Origin of the sequence: Microbacterium sp. NPDC064978 (assembly GCF_044543605.1) — a bacterium.
GTDB classification, from domain to species: Bacteria; Actinomycetota; Actinomycetes; order Actinomycetales; family Microbacteriaceae; genus Microbacterium; species Microbacterium meiriae.
Window position 1 is genome coordinate 1,128,436 of sequence record NZ_JBITWF010000001.1, and the last position, 25,059, is coordinate 1,153,494.

Sequence of the window (25,059 nt, forward strand, 5' to 3'; positions counted from 1 at the left end):
TCTCTCAGAGGAGTCGAGGGTGAGAAGAGTGAAAGGACGGATGCGAGAGCGGGCTCACGGAGCCCGGCATCCGGTGCAGAAGAGGGCGGGGGCTCTAGGAGAGCGGGCGCGCCGGGGTCGAGCCGAGGGTGGCGATCCGCGCGGTGGCGATCGTGGTCATGGTGTCCTCCTCAGGGCTCGGCGAGGTCGTCCGGTTGGCGCGACAGCCCATCAGCCTATTCCTGTGAACCAGCTGAGCGCAAGAGGAATTCCCGAGACGGCGAAGAGCCCGCTCTCCGGGGAGCGGGCTCTTCGAACCGAGAGGTCAGCGGGCGGCGCGTTCGCGCGCCAGGAGGCTCTCCTTCACGGGCAGGCCCCAGGCGAAGCCGCCGAGAGAGCCGTCCGTGCGGAGCACCCGGTGACAGGGCACGAACAGGGCCGGGGCGTTGCGGGCGCAGATCGACGCGGCGGCCCGCACCGCACGCGGATTGCCGAGCCGGGCCGCGAAGCCCGTGTACGTCAGGGGTTCCCCCGGGGCGATGCCGCGGAGCGCCGCCCATCCGGCGAGCTGCAGGGCGGTGCCGGTCTGCGCGACCGGGACCGCGTCGATCGCCGTGACGTCGCCGGCATAGTACGCGCGGACGGCGCCCGCCGCGTCCGTCTCGGCCTCCCGCACGGCGTCGGGACGGCTTCGGGACGGCAGGCGTCCGAGGATCGCCTCGACGTCGTCGGTCCACCCGGACACGAGCACCCGCTGGCGCTCGTCGGCGAGGATCGTGAAAGGACCGTCGGCGGTGTCGAGGGTCTGGATGAGTGCGGTCATGAGGTCTCCTCGGTGTCGGATTCGGGGCCGCGGGCGGGCCGGGTGGCGGTCTTGCTCCGCGGTCCGGCGGGGCGGATCGGGGCGGCACGCCACAGGTGCGCGCTGAGGTAGCTCCGCCACGGCGCGGTGCGCTCCGCCCAGGCGGTGAGGGTCTTCGGTTCGGCCGGGAGACCGGCCGCCGCGGCACCGGCGCGGAGGGCGACGTCACCGGGCAGCAGCACGTCCGGATCGCCGAGCACCCGCATCCGCACGTAGTCGGCGGTCCAGGGACCGATGCCGGGCATCGCCAGCAGGGCCGCGCGCTGCGTGGGGCCGTCGTCGCCGACCGTGAGGGTCAGGCTCCCGTCCGCGAGGGCGGCGGCGGCTCCGGTGACGGCGCGGATGCGGGCGGCGGGCCCCCGCAGCACCTCGGCGCCGTGGGCCGCGATGGCCGACATCGTCGGGAACAGCAGCCCCTCGGGGGTCCGCTCCCCCAGCGCGTCGGTGAGGGCGGTGAGCGCGGTGCGGGCGGCGACGACCGTGATCTGCTGCCCGATCATCGCGCGGATGAGCATCTCGTGCGGATCGGCCGCTCCGGGCACGCGGATACCGGGGGTGCGCGCGATGAGGGGAGCGAGAGGCGGGTGCGCCGCCAGGGCCTCGTCGATCGCCAGGGGGTCGGCGTCGAGGTCGAAGATCCGACGCGCGGTCGCCATCAGCGGCGCGAGGTCGCCGAGCTGCGCGACCCGAGCCCGGAGGTGCAGCCGCTCCGTCTCCTCCTGACGCACCTCGAACCACGCAGGGCCTCCGGGCATCCGGAGGTGTCGGGAGAACGCCGTGGCCGTGGCCTCCTCGACCCCGGTCACCGCCCGCGCCGCCATCCACGCGAAGATCCCGGCCGCATCCAGGGGACCCCGGTACGGCAGGACCAGGTCGATCGTTCCCGGCACGGACGCGGACGGCGTGCGGCGGCGGGCGCGCAGCTCTCCGGGCGTGAGGCCGAACACCTCGCGGATCGTGTCGTTGCACTGGCGGATGCTGTGGAAGCCGGCGGCGAAGGCGACGTCGGCGATGGGCATGTCCGTCCCCACGAGCAGCATGCGGGCGGTGTGGGCGCGATGCGCTCTCGCCAGTGCCAGAGGTCCGGCGCCGAGCTGGGTCGTCAGCAGCCGCGTGAGGTGACGGCTCGAGTAGCCGAGGCGCGCGGCGAGCCCTGGCACGCCCTCGCGCTCGACCACGCCGGACGCGATCAGCCGCATGGCGCGAGCGGCGGTGTCTCCGCGGACGTCCCACGCGGGCGACCCGGGGGCGGCCTCCGGCAGGCAGCGTTTGCATGCGCGGTAGCCCGCCTCGTGCGCCGCGGCACTGGTCGGATAGAAGGTCACGTTCTGCGGCTTGGGGGTGCGGGCGGGGCAGCTCGGACGGCAGTAGATCCCGGTCGAGCGCACGGCGGTGACGAACTGGCCGTCGAAGCGGGTGTCCCGGGCGCTGATGGCTCGGTAACGCTCGTCGAACGCGGTCACGGGGAGGCTCATGTTCTCCACTCTCTCACCCCCGCAGGGCTACGGCTGGCGGAAATCGGACATCGCGGTTTCTTCCCCGAAACCCCGCCGACGCGCCGAGACCCCGGGGTGCAGACGTGCGCACACCGGGGTCTCGACGGAAGACCGGGGTCTCGGTCAGTGGAAGAAGTGACGCTCCCCCGTGAAGAACATCGTGACGCCGGCCTTGCGCGCGGCATCCACGACCTCCTCGTCACGAACGGACCCACCGGGCTGCACGATCGCCGTGACACCCGCGTCGATGAGCACCTGGGCACCGTCCGCGAAGGGGAAGAACGCATCGGACGACGCGACCGATCCGGCGGCACGATCCCCTGCCCGCTCCACCGCGAGGCGGCACGAGTCGACGCGGTTGACCTGGCCCATGCCGACGCCGACCGTCGCATTGTCCTTCGCCAGGACGATCGCGTTCGACTTCACGGCCCGGCAGGCCTTCCACGCGAAGATCAGGTTCTCCATCTCCTCGTCACTCGGACGCTCCCCCGACACGAGCTCCCAGTTCTTCGCGACCGAGACGATATCGTCCGGGAAGCGGTCCGCGTCCTGGAGCAGGAGACCGCCGGACACGAGCCGCACGTCCATGCGCTCCTGCTGCCAGTCCTCGGGGAGCTGCAGCAGGCGCAGGTTCTTCTTCGCCTTGAAGACCTCAAGGGCCGCGGGCTCGAACGACGGCGCCACGATGACCTCGGTGAAGATGTCCTTCAGGTTCTCGGCCATCTTCAGGGTCACGGTGCCGTTCGCGGCGATCACGCCGCCGTACGCCGACACGGGGTCGCACTCGTGCGCACGGAGGTGCGCGCTGGCGATCGGGTCGAGGGCGTTCGGGGCGGTGGTGGCGATCCCGCAGGGGTTCGCGTGCTTGATGATGGCGACGGCGGGCTTGACCATGTCGTAGGCGGCGCGCAGGGCGGCGTCGGCGTCGACGTAGTTGTTGTACGACATCTCCTTGCCCTGCAGCTGCGTGGCCTGGGCGATGCCGTGGCCCCCGGCGCGGGTGTAGATGGCGCCGCGCTGGTGGGAGTTCTCGCCGTAGCGGAGCGTCGCGAGCCGCTCGGCCTGGATCGTCAGATGAGCCGGAAGGTCGCCCGGCTCGTTGAGGGTCCCCTCGGCGAACCACTGCGCGACCGCCGTGTCGTAGGCCGCGGTGTGCGCGAAGGCCCGCGCCGCGAGCTCCCGGCGCTGGGCGAGCGAGGTGCCCCCCTGCTCCACGGCCGCGACGATCGCGGGGTAGGACTGCGGCGACACGACGATCGCGACGTTGGCGTGGTTCTTCGCGGCCGCGCGCACCATGGCGGGGCCGCCGATGTCGATCTGCTCCACCACGTCGTCGCCCTCGGCACCGGAGGCCACGGTCTCCACGAACGGATAGAGGTTGACCACGACGAGCTCGAACGGCGCGATGTCGAGGTCGGCGAGCTGACGCTCGTGGTCCTCCAGGCGCAGGTCGGCGAGCAGGCCGCCGTGCACCTTCGGGTGCAGGGTCTTGACGCGGCCGTCGAGCATCTCGGCGACACCCGTGACCGCGGCCACGTCCGTCACCTCGAAGCCGGCGTCGCGGATGGTGGACGCCGTGGAGCCCGTCGAGACGATCTCGACGCCCGCCTCCGCGAGCGCGGCGGCGAGCACGAGCAGGTCGGTCTTGTCGCTGACCGAGACGAGGGCGCGCCGGATCGGCACCGTGTCGCGATCGCGGTAGAGCGTGGGGTCGTGGCGGGGGCCGGCCATGATGGGCTCCTTCGTGCGGGGGCGTCGGGGGGTCAGGGGGCGGAGGTCAGGGCGAGGTCGCCGGTCGCGATGCGCCGGACGACGTCGATGAGGAGCCGGCGCTCGACCGGCTTGATGCGCTCGTGCAGGGTGTGCTCGGTGTCGTCGGCCCTGATCGGCACGCGCTCCTGGGCGAGGATGGGGCCGGTGTCGACGCCGTCGTCCACGACGATCACGCTCGCGCCGGTCTCGCGGACCCCGGCGGCGAGGGCGTCGCGGACGCCGTGGGCTCCGGGGAACTCCGGGAGGTACGCGGGGTGGGTGTTGATGATCCGGGGTGCGTAGGCGGCGACGAGCGAGGACGGCAGCAGGCGCATGAGCCCGCTGAGCACCACGAGGTCCGGCGTCCAGACGGCGAGCTGACGACCCAGCTCCTCGCCCCACGCCTCGCGGCTCTCGTGCTCGTGCCACGGCACGGTGAAGCTGGGGATGCCGAACTCCTCGGCGTGGGCCAGCCCGTCGGCTTCGCGGTCCGCCCCGACCACGACGACACGCGCCGGGAAATCGGGGTGACGAGCGGCCTCGAGGAGGGCGCGAAGGTTCGAGCCGGCGCCCGAGATGAGTACGGCGACCGTGAGCACGCGCCCAGTCTACCGGCGTGCCGGCGACGCTCAGACCCGGTCCGCAGAGCACTAGGGACGCCTAGCGACGGTCGTCGTCGGCGTGGCCCTCGGAGCCGAGCGTGGACATCTCCTCGATCCAGCGGTCCGTACGCTCTTCCGCGAGCTCGTCGCGGTTGCGCGGCGACAGCAGGAGGATCGCGGCGCCGACGAGCACCTCCGCTCCCAGCGACAACGCGAACGGCAGCACCGCCGGTCCCACGACCTCGAGTCGCCCCGGGCCCATCGAGCCGTTCGCGAAGGCGGCGGCGAGCGCGGCCACGCCGGCCGAGACCGCGGCGATCCCGACCGCGATCACCGACCGCTGCAGGAGCCCGAGCGGGGTCCCCTCCCAGACGAGGCGCGAGCGCACGGCCCACCCGGCGAACGCCCCGGCGGCCACCGGGATCAGGATGACGATGAGCATCCACATCGAGGTGTTCTCCGGCAGCAGACCGAAGGCGGGGATGCCCGGGACGACGCCGAGCTGCGTCCCCGCCGGCGACACCGCGGTGCCCGCGCCGACGGCGAACCCGGGGCCGGCGAGCCAGGACGCCGCCCACACCACCAGTGTGGGCAGACAGGCGAGTTGCCCGAGGGTGAGCACGGTCGCGCCGAGCGCATCGACCCGCGCCGCCTGGAACAGCGCGACGACCTCGCCCCCACGGGTCAGGACCGACAGGGCGACGGCCAACGCGGCAGCCCCCAGCACACCGACGAGCGCGAACGCCGCCCCGCGCACGACCGCGGACGGTACCGGCGCCCAGTCCTCCCTGGCGTCCAGCACATCGTGGATGCGGTCCAGCACACCGCCGTCGCCGTCCTCCCACGCCACGCGGACGGCACCGCACACGGCGCCCACGAGGTAGACGGCGGGGGGCAGGAGGATCGCGAGAGCCAGCGGGACGCGAGCGGCGCCCAGCGCGGACGTGAGGGCGACGACCGTCGAGATCACGGCGAACACGACCGTCCCCGACAGGGATCCCAGCACCCACGCGCCGGATCGTGCGGCCCGGGCGCCGGAGCGCGCCGCGAAGAGCAGAGTGAGCAGCAGGAACGCCAGCGGCGTGACCGAGACGGCGAAGCGCGCGGCGTCGGCCGGGATCGCCAGGGTGACGAGCAGGGCGTCCGGGATCGTGATCTCCAGAGGGACACCGTGCCCGAACTCCCACAGCGTTCCGGTGAGCGGCCACAGCGCCCCCCAGTCCGCGGTGACACCGAACGCGAGCGTCCACAGGAGCGTCAACGGCGCCAGCAGCACGGCCAGCCCGACGGCGGCCGCGATGGCGGCGTCGAGGGCGGCGAGGAGCGCGACGAGGAGGCGTTGCATAGCGCCTTCGAGACTACGACGACTTCCGGTCCGGCCCCCGTGGGCGCGCGCGAGGCGGACGACACGGTAGCGTTTCTCCGGAGGTTTCCCGATGACTACTGCCCCACCCGCCCCGGCGTCCACCGAACCCACCGGTACCCTGGACCGCTTCTTCGAGATCAGCAAGCGCGGATCGACGATCGGCACCGAGATCCGTGGAGGCCTCGTGACGTTCGTCACGATGGCCTACATCGTGATCCTGAACCCGATCATCCTCTCCGGAAAGCCGGACGTCGCCGGCGACATGCTCGACTTCAACGCCGTCGGTGCCGCGACGGCCCTGACCGCCGGCGTCATGACGATCCTCTTCGGTGTCGTCACCCGCCTGCCGTTCGGCTTCGCCGCCGGCCTCGGCATCAACGCCTTCGTCGCGTTCTCCGTCGTCGGCCAGGTCACCTGGCCCGAGGCGATGGCGCTCGTGATGATCAACGGTGTCGTGATCGTGCTCCTCGCCGCCACCGGGCTGCGGAAGGCGATCTTCGACGCCGTGCCCTTCCAGCTGAAGATCGCGATCACGGTCGGCATCGGCCTGTTCATCGCCTTCATCGGCTTCGTGAACTCGGGCTTCGTCACGGCGACCGGCGCCTCGTCGCCGCCCGTCGGCCTCGGTGTCAACGGGTCGGTCGCGACCGTGCCGAGCCTGCTGTTCGTGATCACCCTGCTCCTCACGGGCATCCTCGTCGCGCTCCGCATCAAGGGCGGGATGCTCATCGGCCTCATCGGCGGCACCGTGCTCGCGGTCATCGTCGAGGCCATCTGGCACATCGGCGCCCGCGGCGTCGATGACGACGGCAATGTCGTGAATCCCGGCGGCTGGGGCCTCACCGTCCCGGCGCTGAACGGCTCCCCCGTCAGCGTCCCCGACCTGAGCCTCATCGGCGCCGTCGACTTCTCGTTCGACCTCGGCAAGGTCAGCCTCGTCGCCCTCGTGATGATCGTGTTCACGCTCCTCTTCACGAACTTCTTCGACGCCATGGGCACGATGACGGGCCTGGCCAAGGAGGCCAACCTGGCCGACGACAACGGCGACTTCCCGCGCATCAAGTCGGCCCTCGTGGTCGAGGGTGTCGGGGCGATCGCCGGTGGTGCGACCTCGTCGTCCTCCAGCACGGTCTTCATCGAGTCCGGCGCGGGTATCGGCGAGGGTGCCAGGACGGGACTCGCGAACGTCGTGACGGGCATCGTCTTCCTCATCGCGATGTTCCTGACCCCGCTGACCTCGATCGTCCCGACGGAGATCGCCGCCGCGGCGCTCATCATCGTGGGTGCCATGATGATGGCCCAGATCCGGCACATCGACTTCGGCGACTTCCGGGTGCTCCTGCCGGTGTTCCTCACGGTCTCGGTCATGCCGCTGACGTACTCGATCGCCAACGGCATCGGGGCGGGCTTCGTGAGCTGGGTGCTCATCCACGCCTTCTCCGGCAAGGCCAAGACCATCAGCCCGCTGCTGTGGGTGGTCGGCGCCGGCTTCCTGATCTTCTTCGCCCGCGGTCCCATCGAGGCCCTCTTCGGCGTCGGGATCTAGCCCCGCTCCGAGTCGCGCACATGGCCCCATTCCGACACGGAATGGGGCCATGTGCGTGATTCGAGGGAGGTGAGGGTATGACGAAGGCCCCGGGGTGGAGCCCGGGGCCTTCAGGTCAAGCGTAGCTCAGATCAGAGCGACTCGATGATCTCGCGCATGAGAGCGGCGGTCTCGGACGGCGTCTTGCCGACCTTGACGCCGGCGGCCTCGAGGGCCTCCTTCTTCGCCTGCGCGGTACCGGCCGAGCCGGAGACGATCGCACCGGCGTGACCCATGGTCTTGCCCTCGGGAGCCGTGAAGCCCGCGACGTAGCCGACGACCGGCTTGGTGACGTTCGCCTTGATGTACTCGGCCGCACGCTCCTCGGCGTCGCCGCCGATCTCGCCGATCATGACGATGGCCTTGGTCTCGGGGTCGGCCTCGAACGCGGCGAGCGCGTCGATGTGCGTGGTGCCGATGACCGGGTCGCCGCCGATGCCGATGGCGGTCGAGAAGCCCAGGTCGCGCAGCTCGAACATCATCTGGTAGGTCAGGGTGCCCGACTTCGACACGAGGCCGATCGGGCCCTTGCCGGTGATGTTCGCGGGCGTGATGCCGACGAGCGCCTCACCGGGGGTGATGATGCCGGGGCAGTTCGGCCCGATGATGCGGGTCTTGTTGCCCTTGCTCTGCGCGTAGGCCCAGGCCTCGGCCGAGTCGCCCACGGGGACGCCCTCGGTGATGACGACGAGCAGCGGGATCTCGGCGTCGATGGCCTCGATCATCGCGTCCTTCGTGAAGGCGCCGGGGACGAAGGCGATCGACACGTCGGCGCCGGTCTCCTTCATGGCCTCGGCGACCGAGGCGAAGACGGGGAGCTCGACGGCGTTGCCGTCCTTGTCCGTGTGCGAGACCGTGGTGCCGGCCTTGCGGGCGTTCACGCCGCCGACGACCTGCGTGCCGGCCTTGAGCATGAGCGCGGTGTGCTTGGTGCCCTCGCCGCCGGTGATGCCCTGGACGATGACCTTGGAGTCCTTGTTGAGGTAGATCGACATGTTCTGTTCCTTAAATCCTGTCGAAGCGTCAGGCGTTGGCGAGCTCGGCGGCCTTGTCGGCGCCCTCGTCCATCGTCGCGGCCAGGGTCACGAGCGGGTGCGCGTAGTCGGCGAGGATCGCACGACCCTCGTCCACGCGGTTGCCGTCCAGGCGGACGACGAGCGGCTTGGAGGCCGTGTCGCCCAGCGTCTCCAGGGCACCCTTGATGCCGTTGGCGACGGCGTCGCACGCCGTGATGCCGCCGAACACGTTGACGAACACGCTCTTGACCTGCGGGTCACCGAGGATGACGTCGAGACCGGCGGCCATGACCTCGGCCGAGGCGCCGCCGCCGATGTCGAGGAAGTTGGCGGGCTTCACGCCGTTGTGGTTCTCTCCGGCGTAGGCGACCACGTCGAGCGTCGACATGACCAGACCCGCGCCGTTGCCGATGATGCCGACCTCGCCGTCGAGCTTGACGTAGTTGAGGCCGGACGCCTTGGCCTTGGCCTCGAGCGGGTCGGCGGCGTCCTTGTCCTCGAGCGCCTCGTGCTCGGGGTGGCGGATCTCGGAGGCGTTGTCGTCGAGCGTGACCTTGCCGTCGAGCGCGATGATGTCGCCGTCCTCGGTGCGGACGAGCGGGTTGACCTCGACGAGCGTCGCGTCCTCACCCTTGTAGACGTCGTACAGCTTCACGAACACATCGGAGACCTTCTCGACGAGGTCCTCCGGGAAGTTCGCGGCGCGAGCGATCTCGACCGCCTTCTCCTTGTCGATGCCGGTCAGCGGGTTGACCTCGACGCGGGCGAGCGCCTCGGGCTTCTCGACGGCGAGCTGCTCGATCTCCATGCCGCCCTCGACGGAGCACAGGGAGAGGTAGGAGCGGTTGGCGCGGTCGAGCAGCACGGAGAAGTAGAACTCCTCGGCGATGCGGGCACCCTGCGCGACCATGACGCGCTTGACGACGTGGCCCTTGATGTCGAGTCCGAGGATGGCCTTCGCGGCTTCGTACGCCTCATCGGGGGTCTTGGCGACCTTGACGCCGCCAGCCTTGCCGCGGCCTCCGGTCTTGACCTGGGCCTTGACGACCACGACACCGCCGATCTTCTCGGCAGCCGCCTTCACCTCCTCGGGGGTGTCCGCGACGATGCCGGCGAGGACCGGCACTCCGTACTTCTCGAAAACGTCTCGTGCCTGGTACTCGTACAGATCCACTGTGCTTCCTTCACTGGGCTGCGGTCTGGTCTGGTGATTCTCTCGATGTCGAGACATCGACCAGTCCCCCAGCCTACTACCGCAGGCTGAGCGCTCCGACGCCCCGACGCCCTCCCCGACCCGCCGACGCCTCCGGTACGATTCTCGGCGTCGGAGCAAGACGGAGGAGACGACGTGAGCGACCTCACCGGCGCCCAGGCGCAGCGCATCATCCGCGACGAGAAGCTCACCGCGACCGCGAACTGGTTCGGCCGTACAGGCCGACCTCAGTCGTCCGCCTGGATCGAGCGCGAAGGCGAGGAGTGGATCGTCTGGGAGGCCGACGAGCGCGGTGAGCGCTTCCATGCGCCGCTCCGCTTCCGCTCGGAAGCCGAGGCCCTGGACCTCTTCATACGGATCGCTCGGCGGTATCGGGCATCGGACTCGCGCGCGAGTCGGCGAACCCCGGACGCCTCGTGACCACAGCCAGGATCAGCATGGACGGTCGCGCGCCCTCACGGAACCGCGGGTCCTGGAACTGCGTCAGCGGTGCGCTCCCGCGGGGACGCTCGGGCGTGAGCCCCACGGCGGTCTAGGATTTCGCCATGCAGGAATCCGCAGAGCTGCGCACCGGGGGCGTCGTCGCCGCCGCGCTCGAACTCTTCAGCGCCCAGGGGTTCGACCAGACGTCCGTGGAGCAGATCGCCAAGGCCGCCGGCGTCTCCCGGTCGACCTTCTTCCGGCAGTTCGGCGGCAAGGAGGACGTGGTCTTCGCCGATCACGAGGTCCTGCTGGAGCAGCTTCGGGAGTTCCTCGACGAGGGGCACGACGATCCGTGGGGCGCGGTCTGCGCGGCATCGGAGTCCGTGTTCACGCACTTCGCGAACGACCCGGAGCTCGCGCGACGGCGCTACCAGATCGTGCGGGAGGTGCCGGTGCTCCGTGAACGCGAGATCATCACCGTGTTCCGCTACGAGCGGCTGTTCGACGAGTACCTGCGCAGCGCCCTGCCGGGAGTGGATCCGCTGGACGCGGTGGGCTTCGCGGCGCTCGTGACGGCGGTGCACAACCACGTGCTGCGGCAGCTCCTGCGCGGACGCAAGAAGGTGCCGCTGTCCACCCTCCAGTCCGCGCTCGCGGATGCGCGTCGACGGTACGGCGTCGGCGAGGACACCGCGGCGGGGGCTCCGGACGACATGGTGGTGGCGGTCTTCCCGCGTTCGATGCCCGTCGCCGAGGTCACGCGGAGGCTGCGCTCCGAGCTCGACTGAGTCCCGCCGGAGAGGTCGTGATACCGAGTATCGAGGAGTACGATACCTGGTGTCACGAAGGAGCATCATGAGCACGGAAGCCTCCCCCGTCCCCGGCGAGCGCGTCTCGTCCTACGACATCACCGGACGGCAGGACAGCGACTACTACGCCGTCTTCGCCGACATCCCCGCCGTCGACCGGGAAGCCTGGGACCGCGCGAAGGCGTACGTCGACGAGGTCGCCCCGCAGATGGCCGAGGCCTGGGACCGCGCCGAGTACCCGCTCGACGCCGCCCGCCGGATGGGTGAGATGGACCTCGTCGTCGACGGCGTCGACCACCCCGCGCTCACCCGGCTCTCCCCGCTCGCCGCCGGCCTGGTCAACATGGAGATCTCGCGCGGAGACGGCTCCCTCGGCACGATTCTCGCCGTGCAGGGCGGCCTCGCGCTGCGGACGCTCGCCCTGTTCGGCTCGCCCGCCCAGCAGGACCGCTGGCTCACGGCACTCGCCGACGGCTCGGTACTCGGATCCTTCGCGCTGACCGAGCCCGACCACGGCTCGGACTCCGTCTCGCTGGAGACCGTGGCCCGCCGCGACGGCGACTCCTGGGTCCTCCGCGGCGCCAAGAAGTGGATCGGCAACGGCGCCTCGGGCGGCATCACCTTCGTCTGGGCACGGGTCGACGACGAGTCCGCCGCCGAGCACGGGGCGGTGCGGTGCTTCCTCGTCGAGCAGGACGCCCCCGGGTACACCGGCACCGTGATCCGCGGGAAGGCCTCACTCCGCGCGATCCACCAGGCGCACATCCGCCTGGACGACGTGCGGGTACCGCTGGACGCGGTGCTGCCGGGGACCAGGAGCTTCAAGGACGCCTCGACCGTGCTCTACGCCACCCGGTCCGGAGTCGCCTGGTCGGCGCTGGGCCACGCGACGGCCTGCTACGAGGCGGCTCTGGCTTACGCGAAGGAGCGTGTGCAGTTCGGCAAGCCGCTCGCGAAGTTCCAGATGGTTCAGGAGCGGCTGACGCACATGCTGGAGGACCTGACGGCGATGCAGCTCTACTGCCGCCGGATGGCAGACCTCGAGCAGGCAGGAGCGCTACGTCCGACCCAGGCCTCGCTCGCCAAGTTCCACAACACCCGGGCGGCCCGGCGGATCGCGGCGACGGCGCGTGACCTCCTGGGAGGCAACGGCATCCTCCTGGAGAACGGCGTCATGCAGCACATGGCCGACATCGAGGCCATCCACACCTACGAGGGCACCGAGTCCGTGCAGGCCCTCCTTCTCGGTCGCGACATCACCGGGATGAGCGCCTTCGCCTAGCCCTTCAAATCGCTCACTTCGCTGGATTCGGCGGCCGGATGCAACGAAGTGAGCGATTCGAAGCAGAGGAGGCGGTCGCGATCGTCCCAGGGGTCGACGAGGCGGAAGCCGCGGGACGTGTAGAGCCGGATCGCGGCGTCACGCCACTCCCACACCGACAGCCGCACCGCACCCTCGGCCTCCGCCAGGACGGCGTCGAGCAGCGCGGAACCGACGCCTCGGCCGCGCACGGCGGGGTCAGCCCAGAGCCGCTTGACCTCGGTGTGACCGGCATACGGCAGGGCGATCACCACGCCGGCCGGGGCCCCGTCGATCTCCGCCACGAGCACCCGACCATCGGCGTACGCGGTCGCAGGGTCACGGACCTCCGGCAGGTACCGCTCGGGGAGTTCGCCCTCGGGTTCCTCCGGATCACCCAGGACGTCGTGCTTCTCCTGCTCCGTCTGACGGAGGTACGTCGAAACCGCCGTACCGACGAAGGCCGCATCCTGTGGCCACTCCGCCTCGCGGACGGAGACGCCGCCGTGCGACGCGGAGGCCGCGGGCATCAGTCGCAGCCGCAGCCGCCGGCGGGGGTCTTCACCATGAAGCAGACGTCGCACACGCCGTAGTCGCGCTCGACGGGCTTCGGCGCCGCGGGGGTGCGCGGTGCCGAAGGGGTGCGCGGCGTCGTGGAACGCTTGGCCTTGACGGGGGCCTGCGGGGCGAACTCGCTCGGGTGCGTGACGTAGAAGTACGGCGCGCGCCCCTCGCTGGGCTGCAGCCGCAGGCGGGTCGAGCCGACGGTGACGACCTCGTCCTCCGTGAATCCGTTGGTGTACGTGCGGCCGATGTGCAGCGCCGCGCCCTCGCGCCGGATCGCCTCGATATAGCGACCGCGGTCGATCAGAGAGGTCACCCCCGCGGAATCGACGATCTCGGTGATGAACGCATGGTTCACCGGATCGATGCGGTGCGCGCGGAGCGCCTCGGGAAGCGAGCGGTACGGACGGGAGGTGCCGGCGGGGGTCGGGCCCTGGACTTCATTCATCCCTACCAGGATCGCACGGCGCAACCCCCTCCGCCGACCGCGGACTCGCGTGCGAGACTGGCCGCATGGCACTCGCGACGATCATCGGATCCGGCCCGAACGGCCTCGCCGCCGCCGTCTCCCTCGCCCGCGCCGGCTACCGGGTACGCGTGCTCGAGGCTGCGGACACGGTTGGAGGGGGCCTGCGCACTCGGGAGGCCACCCTCCCCGGCTTCCGTCACGACGTCTGCTCGGCCGTCCACCCCGCAGTCGTCGCCTCGCCCTTCTTCCAGGCGTTCGGGCTCGACGAGCGGATCGAGTGGATCCGCCCCGAGATCTCCTTCGCCCATCCGCTGGACGACGGTCGTGCCGCCATCGCGTGGCGCGACATCGAGCGCACCGCCGCCGACCTCGGCATCGACGGGGACGCCTGGCTGCGCCGGCTCCGCCCCCTCAGCACGCACATCGACGGCGTCACGGACTTCACCGGTAACCAGCTCCTCCGCCTCCCGCAGGACCCGATCACCGCCGTCCGCTACGCCATCCGCATGCTCGACCAGGGTACGCCCCTCGCGCGGGCCGCCTTCCGCACGGAGGAAGCGGCCGCGCTCATGGCCGGAGTGGTCGCGCACGCGAACTCCCCGCAGCCCACGCTCGCCGGCGCCGCGGCGGGTCTGCTGCTGGCCGGGCTCGCCCACGCCGGCGGCTGGCCGTACCCCCGCGGCGGCTCGCAGGTGATCGCGGACGCCCTCATCGCCGATCTCGAGGCCCATGGCGGCACGATCGAGACGGGCGCCCGCGTCACCGACCTCGCGGACCTGGACGCGGGCGACCCCGACCGCGGTGACGTGCTGCTGCTCAACACCTCTCCCCGGCTCGCACTCACCCACCCTGACATCCCGGCCTCGTACGCCCGCGCCCTCCGCGGCTACCGCTACGGCGCCGCGGCGGCGAAGGTCGATTTCGCGCTCGATGGACCCGTCCCGTGGGCGAACGAGCACGTGCGGAGCGCCCCGACCGTGCACGTCGCCGGGACGAGGGAGGAGGTGTGGAACAGCGAGAACGCGGTCGCGGTCGGCCACGTGTCCGAGCGTCCGTACGTGCTGGCGGTCCAGCCCTCGCTCTTCGACCCGACCAGGGCGCCCGACGGCAAGGCCGTGCTCTGGGCGTACATCCACGTGCCGAACGGCTCCGACCTCGACCCGACCGAACTCATCACCGCACAGGTCGAGCGCTTCGCGCCGGGATTCCGCGACCGGATCCTCGCCCACCACGCGGTGCCGGCATCCTCGCGCGAGGCGATCAACCCGGCCGAGATCGGCGGCGACATCTCCGGCGGCGTCTTCGACATGCGTCAGGCCCTGCGCCGCCCCGTCCTCTCCCCCGCTCCGTGGCGGACGCCGATGCGCGGCGTGTACCTCGCGTCGGCCTCGACTCCGCCCGGCCCCGCGGTCAACGGCATGGCGGGATGGCACGCGGCACACACCGTGCTCCGCGACGCCGGCACGCCCGCGGAGCTCGACGACCTGTTCGGCTGACCCGGCCCTTTCCCCCGCTCGCCGCCCGGTCCAGGATGGGTGCATGCGCTACGAGATCCCGGCCCCCATGCTCGCCAAAGCCGTCGCGGCCGTTCCCGACGCCGACAAGACGCCGGGCGGCCTGCTCTACGAGCCGAAGTGGGACGGGTTCCGCGGGCTCGTCGCCTGGGACGGCGAGAAGGTCGAGATCGGGTCCCGCGGCGCGAAGCCCCTGACGCGCTACTTCCCGGAGCTCGTCGACGCGATCCCGCAGCTGCTGCCCGTGCCCTGCCTGCTCGACGGCGAGATCGTCGTGGCCACGGGTCCGCACGGCGCGCAGCGTTTGGACTGGGAGGCCCTCAGTCAGCGCATCCACCCGGCGGCCTCCCGGGTCGCGAAGCTCGCCACGGAGACCCCGGCCATGTTCATCGCCTTCGATCTGCTCGCCTCCGGGGAGGACGACCTGCGGGCCCAGTCGTTCGAGACGCGCCGGGCCCGGCTGGAGACGCTCATGGAGTCCGTGGAGCACCCGCTGCACCTGACCAGGACCACCCGCGATCGGGACGCGGCCGTCCGCTGGCTCGAGGAGTTCGAGGGCGCGGGGCTCGACGGCGTCGTGGCGAAGCCGCTGGCCCTGCCGTACGCGCCGGGGAAGCGCACCCTGTTCAAGATCAAGCATGCGCGGACCGCCGACGTCGTCGCCCTCGGCTACCGCATCCACAAGTCCGGCACCGGGGTCGGCTCGCTGCTCGTCGGGCTCTACGACGCCGACGGGACCCTGCGCCAGGTCGGCGGGGTCGCGGCGTGGAGTGACGCGAAGCGGAAGCAGCTCGTGGAGGAGCTCGCGCCGCTGGTCGAGCGCGACGAGGACGGCGCCGCCGTGACGGGTGAGGGTGAGCGGTCGCGGTTCAGCGGATCGAAGGACGTGTCGTTCGTGCGCCTGCGCCCCGAGCGGGTGCTGGAGGTGCGGTACGACCAGCTCGAGGGCGCCCGCTTCCGCCACACCGTGCAGTTCGAGCGATGGAGGCCGGACCGGGACGCCCGCTCCTGCACGTACGACCAGCTCGACACCGTCGACGGCTACGACCTCGCCGACGTCCTGAGCTGAGCGCGCTCAGTCGTCGACGGGGTTGCCGTCGGCATCCCAGTTCGCGGCGTTCTTCTTGCTCGGCTGCACGCGCGGCGGCTCTCCCGGCATCTTCGGGAACTCCGGTGGGAAGGGCAACTCCCCGAGGCCGTCCGCCGTGTCGCGCTCCCACCACTCCAGCAGCGTGTCGATGCGCCCGGGCTTCACCTGCATGTCGGCCCAGGGGTCGCCGACCTCTTCGAGCCGCTGCGGGACGCTCCGGACGGTGAACGTCCTGGGGTCGAGATCGTCGAGCTCGTCCCAGTGCACAGGCGTCGCGACGGTCGCACCGGGGAGGGCGCGCGGACTGTAGGCGCCGGCCATCGTGCGGTCGCGGTTGGCCTGGTTGAAGTCGACGAAGAGGCGCTCGCCCCGCTCTTCCTTCCACCAGTTCGTCGTGACGCGATCCGGCATCCGGCGTTCGAGCTCCCGGCCGGCGGCGATCACGGCGTGCCGCACGTCGAGGAACTCGTGGGTCGGCTCGATCGGGGCGAAGACGTGCAGGCCGCGGTTGCCGCTCGTCTTCGCGAACGCCTCCAGCCCGGCCTCCCGCAACACCTCCCGCAGAGCGTGGGCGGCGGGGACGGCCTCGGCGAACCCGGTGCCCGGCTGGGGATCGAGGTCAATCCGCAGCTCGACCGGGTTGTCGGAGTCGGTCGCCAGCGATGCCCACGGGTGGAAGACGATGGTGTTCATCTGCACCGCCCACACGATCGCGCTCGTGCGGTTCAGGATGATCTGGGGATGGCGGCGGCCGCTGTTGTAGGTGACCGTGACGGCGTCGACGAAGTCCGGAGTGCCCTTCGGCGGGTTCTTCGAGAAAAACCCCTCGGGACGCGGACTGCCGGCAGCGCCGACGCCGTCGCGGAAGCGCTCCAGGGACACCGGGCGGTTGCCGTTCGCCGAGAGGAACGGCACAGACACGAGCTGCACGTACTCGGCGAGCTCCGCCTTGGTGATGCCGAGGTCGGGCCAGACGATCCGATTCGGGCTGGAGAGCGCGACCTCACGCTCTCCGTCGGTGTCGGCGACGGTCAGGGTCACGCGTTCAGAGGCCATGCTCCGACCCTAGGGGGCGGTCACGACGCACGGAACCCCCGGCAGGCCCCCGGTGGACGCGCGCGGTCAGTCCTCGATCCGCACCGCGCGCACGAGCACCGGGGCGAGGGCGTCGCGCTCCACCACCATCGAGGGTCCTGCGGAGTCGATGATGACGCCGGCCATCTCGGAGTGGCTCGACAGCACCTTCGCGAGCTGGTCAGGCTCGAAGGGCAGCGGGCGGTCGCCGCGGCCCAGCGCGATGACCTCCAGCGGGTGCGAGAAGAGCTGGAGGAAGCGCCGACCGTCGGCTGTCTGAGCCTCGGCGATGCCGACCTGACCGGTGCCGGATCCGTCGTTCACGGCCACCCACATGCGCGTCGTGGCGAGGGCCTCGCCCACCTTGGCGGGCGAGTCCTGCTCCCGCGGAGCGGCGAGCAGCGACTTCACGGTCATGTCGACGTCGGCCTGCTCGAGCGTCTTTTGCAGGAGCTCGGTGGGGAACACCACGCGATGCGGCGCGGACGCGTTGTCGATGATGAGACCCGCGAAGTCGCCGGAGACGACCTGCTGCATGACCGAGGTCGTCGGCTGGGCGACCGCGGACGTGGCGGACGGGTCTGCTTCGAGCTGGACGGAGTCGCGGACGGCGGCCGCCGAGCTGAATGCCAGCATGAACTGCCGCTCTCCGTCGCGGACCACGGCGACGGCCAGCGGCTTGCCCTCGCTGATCTGCGCGCGGGCATCACCGCTCACGCGGATGTAGAGGTGGCTCTGCAGAGCCTGGCGGAGCACTCCGAGGAGCTGCTCGTTGGAGGCGCCCGCCTCGATCTGCGCCAGGGACTCGCGCAGGAGGACGTTGTCCTTCATGCCCGCCACGGTCTCGGTCTGCTCGGGCGGGAGCGCCGGCGCGAGCGGGAGCTTCCGCTCGGCAGCCGGCGCCGCGGGCTCCTCCGCCGGGCTCGGCGGCGTCGCTGCGGCAGCGGGCGCCGGTGCTGTCGCGGCATCCGGATCCGGAAGGGCGACCTCGGGTCCGGCTTCGGCGCCGACACCGCGGAACGCCTGGACGGAGATGCCGACGGCGGGCGATGCCTCGGCCGTCGACGCCTCCGACTCCTCGGTCGCCATGCTCGCGTCCTCCTCGGTGTCGGCTGCCGGAGCGGCGGAGGGGGCGGGAGCGACGGCGTCGTCGCCGGACTTCTTGCGGCGGGAGAAGAGGGCCATGGGAGCCAGCCTAACCGTGTCTCCCCGCCCCCTTCGCCGCGACGTCAGAGCCAATGTCGCGCGCCGCCGGTCGGAGATTCGGTAGTCGTGAAGCCCGGACCAAATCGGGTACGCGAGATTAAGAATGCCGCCAGCTGTGACAGGCCTCCGCCCTCTCGGTACTCGCTCTCGCTTTCCGGGTCATGGTCGTATATGGTGAGCCGCAAGGTCGGGGGACTAAGTACGACAATTGACCTACCGGAGGAATGAAGTGTCGCTCAAGAGAACTTTGACTAGTGGAGTGGTAGCAATCCTACTCGCCGCAAGCTTTGTCGGTGTGGGAGCTAGCGCGGCAAACGCAGCGGGAAGTTGCAGCTCAATGTCGACCTTCGGCGGCGGACTTAGTGCGTCATCGGTCGTCGCTACTTGCAAGGGGAGAGTCGTGTTCAACTGGCGCTGCAGTTCCGACCTTTTCTTCACCCGCAACGCCAAAACCATAAACTACGGCACCACCTTCAATACCCGATCCTTCGTCGGCTGCAAGAATGGTTATGTCGTAGATCTCGAGGGCCACAGCGCCTGAGTCAACTCCCGCAAAGCGTGTTTCGGGTCATACTAGGCGGGGCCGGGACCGCTGGCTTCGAATCTAAGCGGTCAGTCAGGACCGAGGGGCCGATATCAGTCGACCTGGCCCCCTCCCAAAGTCGGGAGTGAGAGGGATTCCAGGTTAACGTGCCCGGATTGATCCACCTTCGCTTTCAGCGAATTATGGCCGGTGAATCAACTCGCATCCGCGTTATCCCAAAACAGGCGAAGCACCAGCGGCGATCTTGGTGCACGAATGCGAGATCCGCTCTCCTATGTGCACGTTCGGACCCTCCGCCAGATCCACGCCGCGCGGCCATATTGCTGTTATGCGCGCGCCGCGGTTCGCGGTACCCAACTCTTGGAGAGTATTCACGCGCAAGGTCAGCCCGCCCCCTTCGCCGCGACGTCAGAGCTTCTGGATCGGTGCGACCTTGATGAGCAGCTTCTTCTGCCCCGCCGTGTCGAACCGGACGTGGGCGATGCGCTTGGCCCCCTCACCGGTGACGGCGTCGACCCGGCCCTCACCGAAGTCGTCGTGCCGGATGCGGTCTCCGGCGGCGAGTTCGAGGTCGCCGTTGTCGCGCATCTTGGCGGTGACACGGTTGGGGATCTTGTCCATCGCCGTCGAGAGCGGCTTGAGGGAGTCGCGGGGCAGGGCCTTGACGCCGAAGCGGTCGCCGGAGCCCCCGGAGCGGCGGGCGTTCAGCGCCCTGGACTGCATGCCCCCGCGGGAGTTCACGTCGCCCGGCGACTGCCGCCAGTCGATGAGGGAGGCCGGGATCTCCTGCAGGAACCGGCTGGGCATCGCGACCGTCACCTCGCCGAACTGCGCGCGGGTCATCGCCAGAGACAGGTGCAGGCGCTTGCGGGCGCGGGTGATGCCCACGTAGAACAGGCGTCGCTCCTCCTGCGGTCCGCCGGGCTCTCCCGCCGAGATGCGATGCGGGATAAGGTCCTCCTCGACGCCGGTCACGAAGACCGCGTCGTACTCCAGGCCCTTGGCGGTGTGCATCGTCATGAGCGAGACCGACCCGGACTCGTCGTCGAGGTCGTCCGCATCGGAGACCAGCGCGACCTCGGTGAGGAAGTCGGTGATGGTGCCCTCGGGGTTGTTGCGCGCGAAGTCGCGGGTCACGGCCACGAACTCGTCGAGGTTCTCCACGCGGGCCTCGTCCTGCGGGTCGCGGCTGGCGCGCAGGGCGTCGAGGTACCCGCTCTTGGACAGCAGGAGGCTGAGCCCGTCGGCCACGGAGGCGGGCGGCGGCACCTCCCCCGTCGGCGGGAGCATGATCGCCGTCGCCTCGGCGAGAACCGCATCGAGCTGGGCGACGGCGGCCTGGATCTTCGGGCCCACACCGAGCTGCCCCGGCAGCGACAGGGCATCGCGGAAGGAGATGCCGTGCTCCTCGGCGAAACGGGCGATGGCGGTCTCTGTGACGTCGCCGATGCCGCGCCGCGGCTTGTTGAGGATGCGGCGCACGGCCATCTCATCGGCGGGGTTGGCGACCGCGACGAGGTAGGCCAGGGCGTCCTTGATCTCGGCGCGCTCGTAGAACTTGGTGCCGCCCATGATCTTGTACGGCACGGCCGAGCGGATGAAGATCTCCTCCAGCGCGCGGGACTGCGAGTTCGTGCGGTAGAAGACGGCCATCTCCGAGTACGGCATGCCCTTGCGGTGCAGGGCCTCGATCTCGTCGGCGACGAACTGGGCCTCGTCGTGCTGCGAGTAGCCGGTGAAGCCGATGATCCTGTCGCCCTCGCCGCGGTCGCTCCAGAGCTTCTTGTCCTTGCGGTCGAAGTTGTTGCCGATGACGGCGTTCGCGGCGGAGAGGATGTTCTGCGTCGAGCGGTAGTTCTGCTCGAGGAGGACGACCTTCGCCCCCGGGAAGTCGCGCTCGAACTCGCTGATGTTGCGGATGTCCGCGCCGCGGAAGGCGTAGATCGACTGATCCGAGTCGCCGACCACCGTCAGCGACGCCCCGGCCTCACCGGCGCCCGGTGCCGGCTCGGGGTCGGGCTCGAAGATCATCATGCCGTTGGCGGCATACGGCTCCGGTGTCGCGCCGACGCCGGACACCGGACGGGTGAGCTCGCGGATGAGCGCGTACTGCGCGTGGTTGGTGTCCTGGTACTCGTCGACGAGGATGTGGCGGAACCGGCGGCGGTAGGTGTCGGCGACCTGGGGGAACGCCCGGAACAGGTAGACCGTCTGGCCGATGAGGTCGTCGAAGTCGAAGGCGTTGGCCTTCTGGAGCTGCCGCTGGTAGTCGGCGAAGACCTCGACGAAGACGCGTTCGGCCGGGTCGCTCATGTTGGCCTGGCGGGCATAGGCCTCGGCGTCAGAGAGCTCGTTCTTGAGCTTGGAGATGCGCCCCTGGACCGCCGCCGGGGTGAGGCCGTAGGCGTCGGCCTCGTGCTCCTTGACCAGGCGCTTGAGGAGGGCGCGGGAGTCGCCGGAATCGTAGATGGTGAAGTTCTTCGTGAACCCGAACTGCTGCGCCTCGCGGCGGAGGATCCGGACGCACGCGGAGTGGAACGTGGAGATCCACATGCCGCGCGCGGCGTCCCCGATGAGCCCTTCGACGCGCTCGCGCATCTCGCCGGCGGCCTTGTTGGTGAAGGTGATGGCGAGGATCTGGCTCGGCCACGCCTCCCGGCTGCGCAGGAGCGAGGCGATGCGGCGCGTGAGCACGCTCGTCTTGCCCGATCCGGCGCCGGCGACGATGAGCAGCGCGGGCCCGCGATAGGTGACGGCCTCGAGCTGCTGGGGGTTGAGGCCGGCGAGGAGGTCGTCCTGCGCGGGGGCGCCGGAGGACTGCGGGCCGACGGATCCGGGGACGATGAGAGGGGCTTCGGTCATGACCTCTCGAGTCTAGGCGGCGGCACCGACATCGCGGTCCGCGTCGGGGAGGGATACAGGCGACCGCCCGCACCCCTCCCCCGGTCAGGCGGTGCGCTTCCGACGGCGCAGCGCGAGGACCCCGGTCGTGAGGAGCATCAACGCGAGCGCGGTGGCGGCCACCGGCAGGTCCGCTCCGGTCGCGGCCAGCCCCTCGCCCGCGGCGGTGACGCGCAGGTCAGCCCAGCCGAGGAGCGTCCCATCCGCCGCGTAGACCGCGATGCGGTGCGCGCCCAGCGGCGCGTCCACCGGAACGGTGACCGTGAGGGCACCCGTCGCCGAAAGCGTCCCCGCAGCCAGGCGGACCGGGACGGAGTACATCCAGACCTCCGCCCGCGCTCCCGCGGCATCCGCGCCGACCGTGACGGTGACCCGCTGCCCCGGTGCGGCCACCGCCGGATCGACGGTGACGCCGTGGCGGTTGCCGTCCACGAGCTCCGTGCCGGGAAGCGGCGGGTTCTCCGCACCAGGGTTCTCGCCACCAGGGTTCTCGCCGCCGGGGTTCTCCCCACCGGGGTTCTCGGCGCCTGTGCCGCCCGGCAGCGTGCCGGTGCGCAGCGCCTCCGAGGCGAAGCCATCGGCGAACCACCACACCGGACGCTGTCCGTCGACCGCGAGCGACGCGGGAGCCGTCGCGAAGCCCTCGTTGTTGATGTCGGGCATGCCGGCGGGCCGCGCGTAGTGAGCGATCCCGGGCCGCGCGGTCCCGTTCAAGGTGAGCTCGGCGGAGCGGCCCTGGCAGCCGTCGTCGCACACCGCCCACAGGGTGCCGCGGACGGCATCCCAGTCGAGCGCCATGACACCGGTGAGCCCGGGGGAGATCTCGGAGACGAGCGTGGCCGTGCCGTCCGCGGCGAGCGCGAAGGCGTAGACGTGCCCGTTGTCCTCCACCGCGACGAAGAAGAGGCCGTCGCCGTGTCCCGGATGCACGGCCGGGTCGTAGGCGGTCCCGGTGGTGTCGTCGAAGAGCTTTCCGTTCAGCGCACTGTCCGGCACCCACTGCACGGCCTCGATGCCGAGGTTCGCGCCGACCGCCGGGAGCATCGCCGTGAGATCCCATTCCCGCTGCGCCACGAGATCGCCGGCCGCCGCGTCCGGATCGACCTGCAGCAGCACGTTCTGGTTCACACCCTTGGCGCTGTTGTCGCGCTCGGACGCCACGTAGACCAGGCCCCTCCCGTCGACCGTGATGCCTTCGGTGTCCGGCCCTGCGGCGCCCGGGTTCCCGGTGTCCTTGGCGAAGCGCACACGCTTGCCCTCGTCCCAGCCCGCGGCCTTCTCCACCGAGCCGTCCGCGTGGGCCTCGAGCTTCCAGATGCGCCCCTCGCCGTTATCCACGGCCCAGAGGAATGCCCCGTCCGCGGTCTCCTGCACGTCGAGGCCGGAGCTGTCCTCGAGGAACGTCGGCACGTCGTCGAGCACCCGCACTTCGGCCGACCCCGGCCAGGTGCCGACGGTGACCTCGCCCGCGCACACGTTCGGCGCGCCCTTCGTCGGCGTCGCGGTCGCCGCGAAGGCTCCCGTGGTGTCAGGGCAGCGGCCCCAGGAGGTCGCCGCGTGGCCCTCGCCCCAGGCGGTCTCGTCGATGAGCAGCTCACCGTCGAAGAGGCGGACGGCGTCGCCCGCGCCCAGCCCGAAGCCGAGGGCCGAACGCTCGATGACGAAGAAGCCTCCGGCTGGGATCGTCGTGCCGACGGGAACGGTGTAGGCGTGGGCGTCGTCGTCGTCCTTCACGACGACGCCACCGATCTCGAGCGAGGCGCCGGTCGGGTTGACGAGCTCGATCCAGTCGTCCGGCGCGCCGCCGTCCGACTCGACCTCGTTGATCCGCACCGGGTTCCCGCAGGCGTTGCGCTGGCCCTTCGTCGCTGCCGGCGCGTCGACGAACGCGCCCGTCCCGTCGGCGCAGCGTGCCCAGACGCCGTCGGCGTGCGCGGAGTAGACGTGCTCGTCGATCATGAGTCCGTTCGCGTCCCGCAGCGTCACGGTGTCGCCGTTGCCCAGCCCGAAGACGAAGTCGGCGGGCTGATCGAAGACCCGGTATCCGCCCGGAGGCAGCAGCGTCCCCGCCGGCAGCGGCGTCGTCTCCGAGGCGTGTCCGACCGGATCGCCGTCCATGACGGTCCAGCCGGACAGGTCGACCGTGGTGCTGCCGGTGTTCACGACCTCGACCCAGTCGGTCGCGTCCCCGTTGGACTCGATCTCGTTGATCGCGACATCAGGGAGGACGCAGGAGTTCACCGCTCCCGGGGTCGCGTGCGCGAGCACGAAAGCGCCGGTACCGTCCGGGCAGCGCGCGAGCGTGGCGGCGGCGAAGTCCCCGTCGATGGCGGCGTGTCCCTCCCAGGGCTGCGTATCGTCGACGAGCGTGCCCGCGGTGTCGAAGAGGCGGATGCGGTCGGCGCTGCCGATGCCGATCGGGTCGCGGAACGCCGCCTCCACGCCGTCGACGAGCCCGATCGTGCCCTCATCGACGACGAGAAACGCTTCTGGTTCGATCGTGGTGCCCGGCAGGAAGCGCCACCGGTGGTCATCGGAGTTGTCGCGGATCTCGTACCCGGAGACATCGAGCGCCTCCGTCCCCGGGTTGTGGAACTCGACCCAGTCGGCCGGCTGCGAGTCGACCTCGTTGATGCGGATCGAGCCCGCGACCGACGCGACCTGGCAGTCGTTGGGCGCGCCCGGTGTCGCCGCCGTGGCATGCGCCCAGTCGCCCGTCCCGTCGGGGCAGCGCGCCCAGACCGCCAGCGGCGCGGTGTTCGCGTAGGCGTAGGAATCGACCTCGACCCCCTCCGGGTCGTGGAGGACGACCTCGTCCCCCTTGCCCAGCCCGAAGGCGAAGTCCACGTCCTTCACCAGGACGAGGAACGCGCCCGGCGCGAGCACCGTCCCGGCCGGTGCCGCGCCGAAGCTGTCGCGCTTCTCGTCCGAGACCCGCCAGCCGGTCAGGTCGACGCTCGCCGAGCCCGCGTTGTAGATCTCGATCTGGTCGGCGAGCCCGGTCGCCGCGTCGTCGTAGACGATCTCGTTGAGGACGAGCCCTGCTTCGGCGGTCGGCGCGGGCTCGCCGGGAGGGATGGCACCGGAGGCGGCGACGGGGGCGGCGATCAGGGCGGCGGCGCTCAGCGCGCACGCCGCCGTGACTGCCGCCACGGAGTGCAGTCGGGGCATGGGGGCTCCTGGAAGATGGCTCGACTGAGCGCAGACGGGTACCCGTCCAGACCACCGCTGCCGCATGGCCGTCCGTCGACCCGTCGGTGGACGGCCGGTGAACGGTCGGTGGCGTCTTCCTCG

20 protein-coding genes are annotated in these 25,059 nt (G+C 70.8%); 6 read left to right on the plus strand and 14 right to left on the minus strand.

The window, feature by feature from the left end; genetic code table 11:
* Window positions 1-304: 304 nt before the first annotated feature.
* The 5 genes from ACIGJI_RS05645 to ACIGJI_RS05665 form a co-directional block, all read right to left on the minus strand.
* Window positions 305-802, minus strand: a complete 498-nt coding sequence (locus ACIGJI_RS05645; protein WP_268777172.1) for a methylated-DNA--[protein]-cysteine S-methyltransferase — start codon at window positions 800-802, stop codon at window positions 305-307.
* Window positions 799-2,316, minus strand: a complete 1,518-nt coding sequence (locus ACIGJI_RS05650; RefSeq protein ID WP_363445593.1) for an AlkA N-terminal domain-containing protein — start codon at window positions 2,314-2,316, stop codon at window positions 799-801. Before ACIGJI_RS05650 ends, ACIGJI_RS05645 begins: the two co-directional genes overlap by 4 nt.
* A gap of 144 nt (window positions 2,317-2,460) precedes the next feature.
* Complete coding sequence (gene purH / locus ACIGJI_RS05655) at window positions 2,461-4,068, minus strand: bifunctional phosphoribosylaminoimidazolecarboxamide formyltransferase/IMP cyclohydrolase (RefSeq protein ID WP_259954278.1); 1,608 nt, start codon at window positions 4,066-4,068, stop codon at window positions 2,461-2,463.
* Window positions 4,069-4,100: 32 nt separating this feature from the next.
* Window positions 4,101-4,688 (minus strand): phosphoribosylglycinamide formyltransferase, encoded by a 588-nt coding sequence (gene purN / locus ACIGJI_RS05660; protein ID WP_101847100.1) that lies wholly within the window; start codon window positions 4,686-4,688, stop codon window positions 4,101-4,103.
* Between the two features lie 61 nt (window positions 4,689-4,749).
* Window positions 4,750-6,036: a DUF6350 family protein gene (locus ACIGJI_RS05665; protein ID WP_363445591.1), complete on the minus strand. Its 1,287-nt coding sequence runs from the start codon at window positions 6,034-6,036 to the stop codon at window positions 4,750-4,752.
* Window positions 6,037-6,127: 91 nt separating this feature from the next.
* Here ACIGJI_RS05665 and ACIGJI_RS05670 point away from each other — a divergent pair, with 91 nt between their 5' ends.
* Window positions 6,128-7,603, plus strand: a complete 1,476-nt coding sequence (locus ACIGJI_RS05670) for an NCS2 family permease (RefSeq protein ID WP_315637414.1) — start codon at window positions 6,128-6,130, stop codon at window positions 7,601-7,603.
* A gap of 131 nt (window positions 7,604-7,734) precedes the next feature.
* Here the strand turns inward: ACIGJI_RS05670 and sucD are convergent, their stop codons facing one another.
* Both sucD and sucC read right to left on the minus strand, forming a co-directional pair.
* Complete coding sequence (gene sucD / locus ACIGJI_RS05675) at window positions 7,735-8,637, minus strand: succinate--CoA ligase subunit alpha (protein WP_187663460.1); 903 nt, start codon at window positions 8,635-8,637, stop codon at window positions 7,735-7,737.
* 28 nt (window positions 8,638-8,665) lie between these two features.
* Window positions 8,666-9,832, minus strand: coding sequence for an ADP-forming succinate--CoA ligase subunit beta (sucC, locus tag ACIGJI_RS05680; protein WP_025103777.1), 1,167 nt, complete (start codon window positions 9,830-9,832; stop codon window positions 8,666-8,668).
* Window positions 9,833-10,006: 174 nt separating this feature from the next.
* Between sucC and ACIGJI_RS05685 the strand changes: the two genes are divergently transcribed.
* From ACIGJI_RS05685 to ACIGJI_RS05695, 3 genes are all read left to right on the plus strand, one after another.
* Window positions 10,007-10,291: a hypothetical protein gene (locus ACIGJI_RS05685; protein WP_280568171.1), complete on the plus strand. Its 285-nt coding sequence runs from the start codon at window positions 10,007-10,009 to the stop codon at window positions 10,289-10,291.
* Window positions 10,292-10,416: 125 nt separating this feature from the next.
* Window positions 10,417-11,082, plus strand: a complete 666-nt coding sequence (locus tag ACIGJI_RS05690) for a TetR/AcrR family transcriptional regulator (protein WP_259954271.1) — start codon at window positions 10,417-10,419, stop codon at window positions 11,080-11,082.
* Between the two features lie 67 nt (window positions 11,083-11,149).
* Window positions 11,150-12,385: an acyl-CoA dehydrogenase family protein gene (locus ACIGJI_RS05695; RefSeq protein WP_259954270.1), complete on the plus strand. Its 1,236-nt coding sequence runs from the start codon at window positions 11,150-11,152 to the stop codon at window positions 12,383-12,385.
* Here ACIGJI_RS05695 and ACIGJI_RS05700 read toward each other — a convergent pair.
* Together ACIGJI_RS05700 and ACIGJI_RS05705 are read right to left on the minus strand one after the other, a co-directional pair.
* Entirely contained in the window at window positions 12,382-12,933 is a 552-nt protein-coding gene (locus tag ACIGJI_RS05700) for a GNAT family N-acetyltransferase (protein WP_363445588.1), read from the minus strand. The genes ACIGJI_RS05695 and ACIGJI_RS05700 overlap by 4 nt on opposite strands.
* Window positions 12,933-13,415 (minus strand): hypothetical protein, encoded by a 483-nt coding sequence (locus ACIGJI_RS05705; RefSeq protein WP_259954268.1) that lies wholly within the window; start codon window positions 13,413-13,415, stop codon window positions 12,933-12,935. The genes ACIGJI_RS05700 and ACIGJI_RS05705 overlap by 1 nt, the downstream gene beginning before the upstream one ends.
* 65 nt (window positions 13,416-13,480) lie before the next feature.
* Between ACIGJI_RS05705 and ACIGJI_RS05710 the strand changes: the two genes are divergently transcribed.
* Both ACIGJI_RS05710 and ACIGJI_RS05715 read left to right on the plus strand, forming a co-directional pair.
* A complete protein-coding gene (locus tag ACIGJI_RS05710; protein WP_363445586.1) occupies window positions 13,481-14,932 on the plus strand; it encodes an NAD(P)/FAD-dependent oxidoreductase in 1,452 nt (483 codons plus the stop codon).
* 43 nt (window positions 14,933-14,975) lie between these two features.
* Window positions 14,976-16,019 (plus strand): ATP-dependent DNA ligase, encoded by a 1,044-nt coding sequence (locus tag ACIGJI_RS05715; protein ID WP_363445584.1) that lies wholly within the window; start codon window positions 14,976-14,978, stop codon window positions 16,017-16,019.
* A gap of 6 nt (window positions 16,020-16,025) precedes the next feature.
* On the opposite strand, the gene ligD is transcribed toward ACIGJI_RS05715, so the two are convergent.
* The 5 genes from ligD to ACIGJI_RS05740 all read right to left on the minus strand — a co-directional run bounded on the left by ligD (window position 16,026) and on the right by ACIGJI_RS05740 (window position 24,936).
* The gene (ligD, locus tag ACIGJI_RS05720; RefSeq protein WP_363445582.1) at window positions 16,026-17,096 is read right to left on the minus strand and encodes a non-homologous end-joining DNA ligase; all 1,071 of its coding nucleotides are present in this window, start codon (window positions 17,094-17,096) and stop codon (window positions 16,026-16,028) included.
* A gap of 66 nt (window positions 17,097-17,162) precedes the next feature.
* Window positions 17,163-18,299, minus strand: coding sequence for an SseB family protein (locus ACIGJI_RS05725; RefSeq protein WP_363445580.1), 1,137 nt, complete (start codon window positions 18,297-18,299; stop codon window positions 17,163-17,165).
* Between the two features lie 388 nt (window positions 18,300-18,687).
* Window positions 18,688-18,852: a hypothetical protein gene (locus ACIGJI_RS05730; protein ID WP_363445578.1), complete on the minus strand. Its 165-nt coding sequence runs from the start codon at window positions 18,850-18,852 to the stop codon at window positions 18,688-18,690.
* A gap of 420 nt (window positions 18,853-19,272) precedes the next feature.
* Window positions 19,273-21,726, minus strand: coding sequence for a UvrD-helicase domain-containing protein (locus ACIGJI_RS05735; protein ID WP_363445576.1), 2,454 nt, complete (start codon window positions 21,724-21,726; stop codon window positions 19,273-19,275).
* Between the two features lie 84 nt (window positions 21,727-21,810).
* Entirely contained in the window at window positions 21,811-24,936 is a 3,126-nt protein-coding gene (locus ACIGJI_RS05740) for a lamin tail domain-containing protein (RefSeq protein WP_366244441.1), read from the minus strand.
* Window positions 24,937-25,059 lie beyond the last annotated feature (123 nt).

Excerpts from the sequence above, each read along its gene's own strand:
- ACIGJI_RS05645 (WP_268777172.1), bottom strand. The coding sequence starts at position 802 with ATGACCGCACTCATCCAGACCCTCGACACCGCCGACGGTCCTTTCACG.
- ACIGJI_RS05650 (WP_363445593.1), bottom strand. The coding sequence starts at position 2,316 with ATGAGCCTCCCCGTGACCGCGTTCGACGAGCGTTACCGAGCCATCAGC.
- purH (WP_259954278.1), bottom strand. The coding sequence starts at position 4,068 with ATGGCCGGCCCCCGCCACGACCCCACGCTCTACCGCGATCGCGACACG.
- ACIGJI_RS05665 (WP_363445591.1), bottom strand. The coding sequence starts at position 6,036 with ATGCAACGCCTCCTCGTCGCGCTCCTCGCCGCCCTCGACGCCGCCATC.
- ACIGJI_RS05670 (WP_315637414.1), top strand. The coding sequence starts at position 6,128 with ATGACTACTGCCCCACCCGCCCCGGCGTCCACCGAACCCACCGGTACC.
- sucD (WP_187663460.1), bottom strand. The coding sequence starts at position 8,637 with ATGTCGATCTACCTCAACAAGGACTCCAAGGTCATCGTCCAGGGCATC.
- ACIGJI_RS05690 (WP_259954271.1), top strand. The coding sequence starts at position 10,417 with ATGCAGGAATCCGCAGAGCTGCGCACCGGGGGCGTCGTCGCCGCCGCG.
- ACIGJI_RS05695 (WP_259954270.1), top strand. The coding sequence starts at position 11,150 with ATGAGCACGGAAGCCTCCCCCGTCCCCGGCGAGCGCGTCTCGTCCTAC.
- ACIGJI_RS05700 (WP_363445588.1), bottom strand. The coding sequence starts at position 12,933 with ATGCCCGCGGCCTCCGCGTCGCACGGCGGCGTCTCCGTCCGCGAGGCG.
- ACIGJI_RS05705 (WP_259954268.1), bottom strand. The coding sequence starts at position 13,415 with ATGAATGAAGTCCAGGGCCCGACCCCCGCCGGCACCTCCCGTCCGTAC.
- ACIGJI_RS05710 (WP_363445586.1), top strand. The coding sequence starts at position 13,481 with ATGGCACTCGCGACGATCATCGGATCCGGCCCGAACGGCCTCGCCGCC.
- ACIGJI_RS05715 (WP_363445584.1), top strand. The coding sequence starts at position 14,976 with ATGCGCTACGAGATCCCGGCCCCCATGCTCGCCAAAGCCGTCGCGGCC.
- ligD (WP_363445582.1), bottom strand. The coding sequence starts at position 17,096 with ATGGCCTCTGAACGCGTGACCCTGACCGTCGCCGACACCGACGGAGAG.
- ACIGJI_RS05725 (WP_363445580.1), bottom strand. The coding sequence starts at position 18,299 with ATGGCCCTCTTCTCCCGCCGCAAGAAGTCCGGCGACGACGCCGTCGCT.
- ACIGJI_RS05735 (WP_363445576.1), bottom strand. The coding sequence starts at position 21,726 with ATGACCGAAGCCCCTCTCATCGTCCCCGGATCCGTCGGCCCGCAGTCC.
- ACIGJI_RS05740 (WP_366244441.1), bottom strand. The coding sequence starts at position 24,936 with ATGCCCCGACTGCACTCCGTGGCGGCAGTCACGGCGGCGTGCGCGCTG.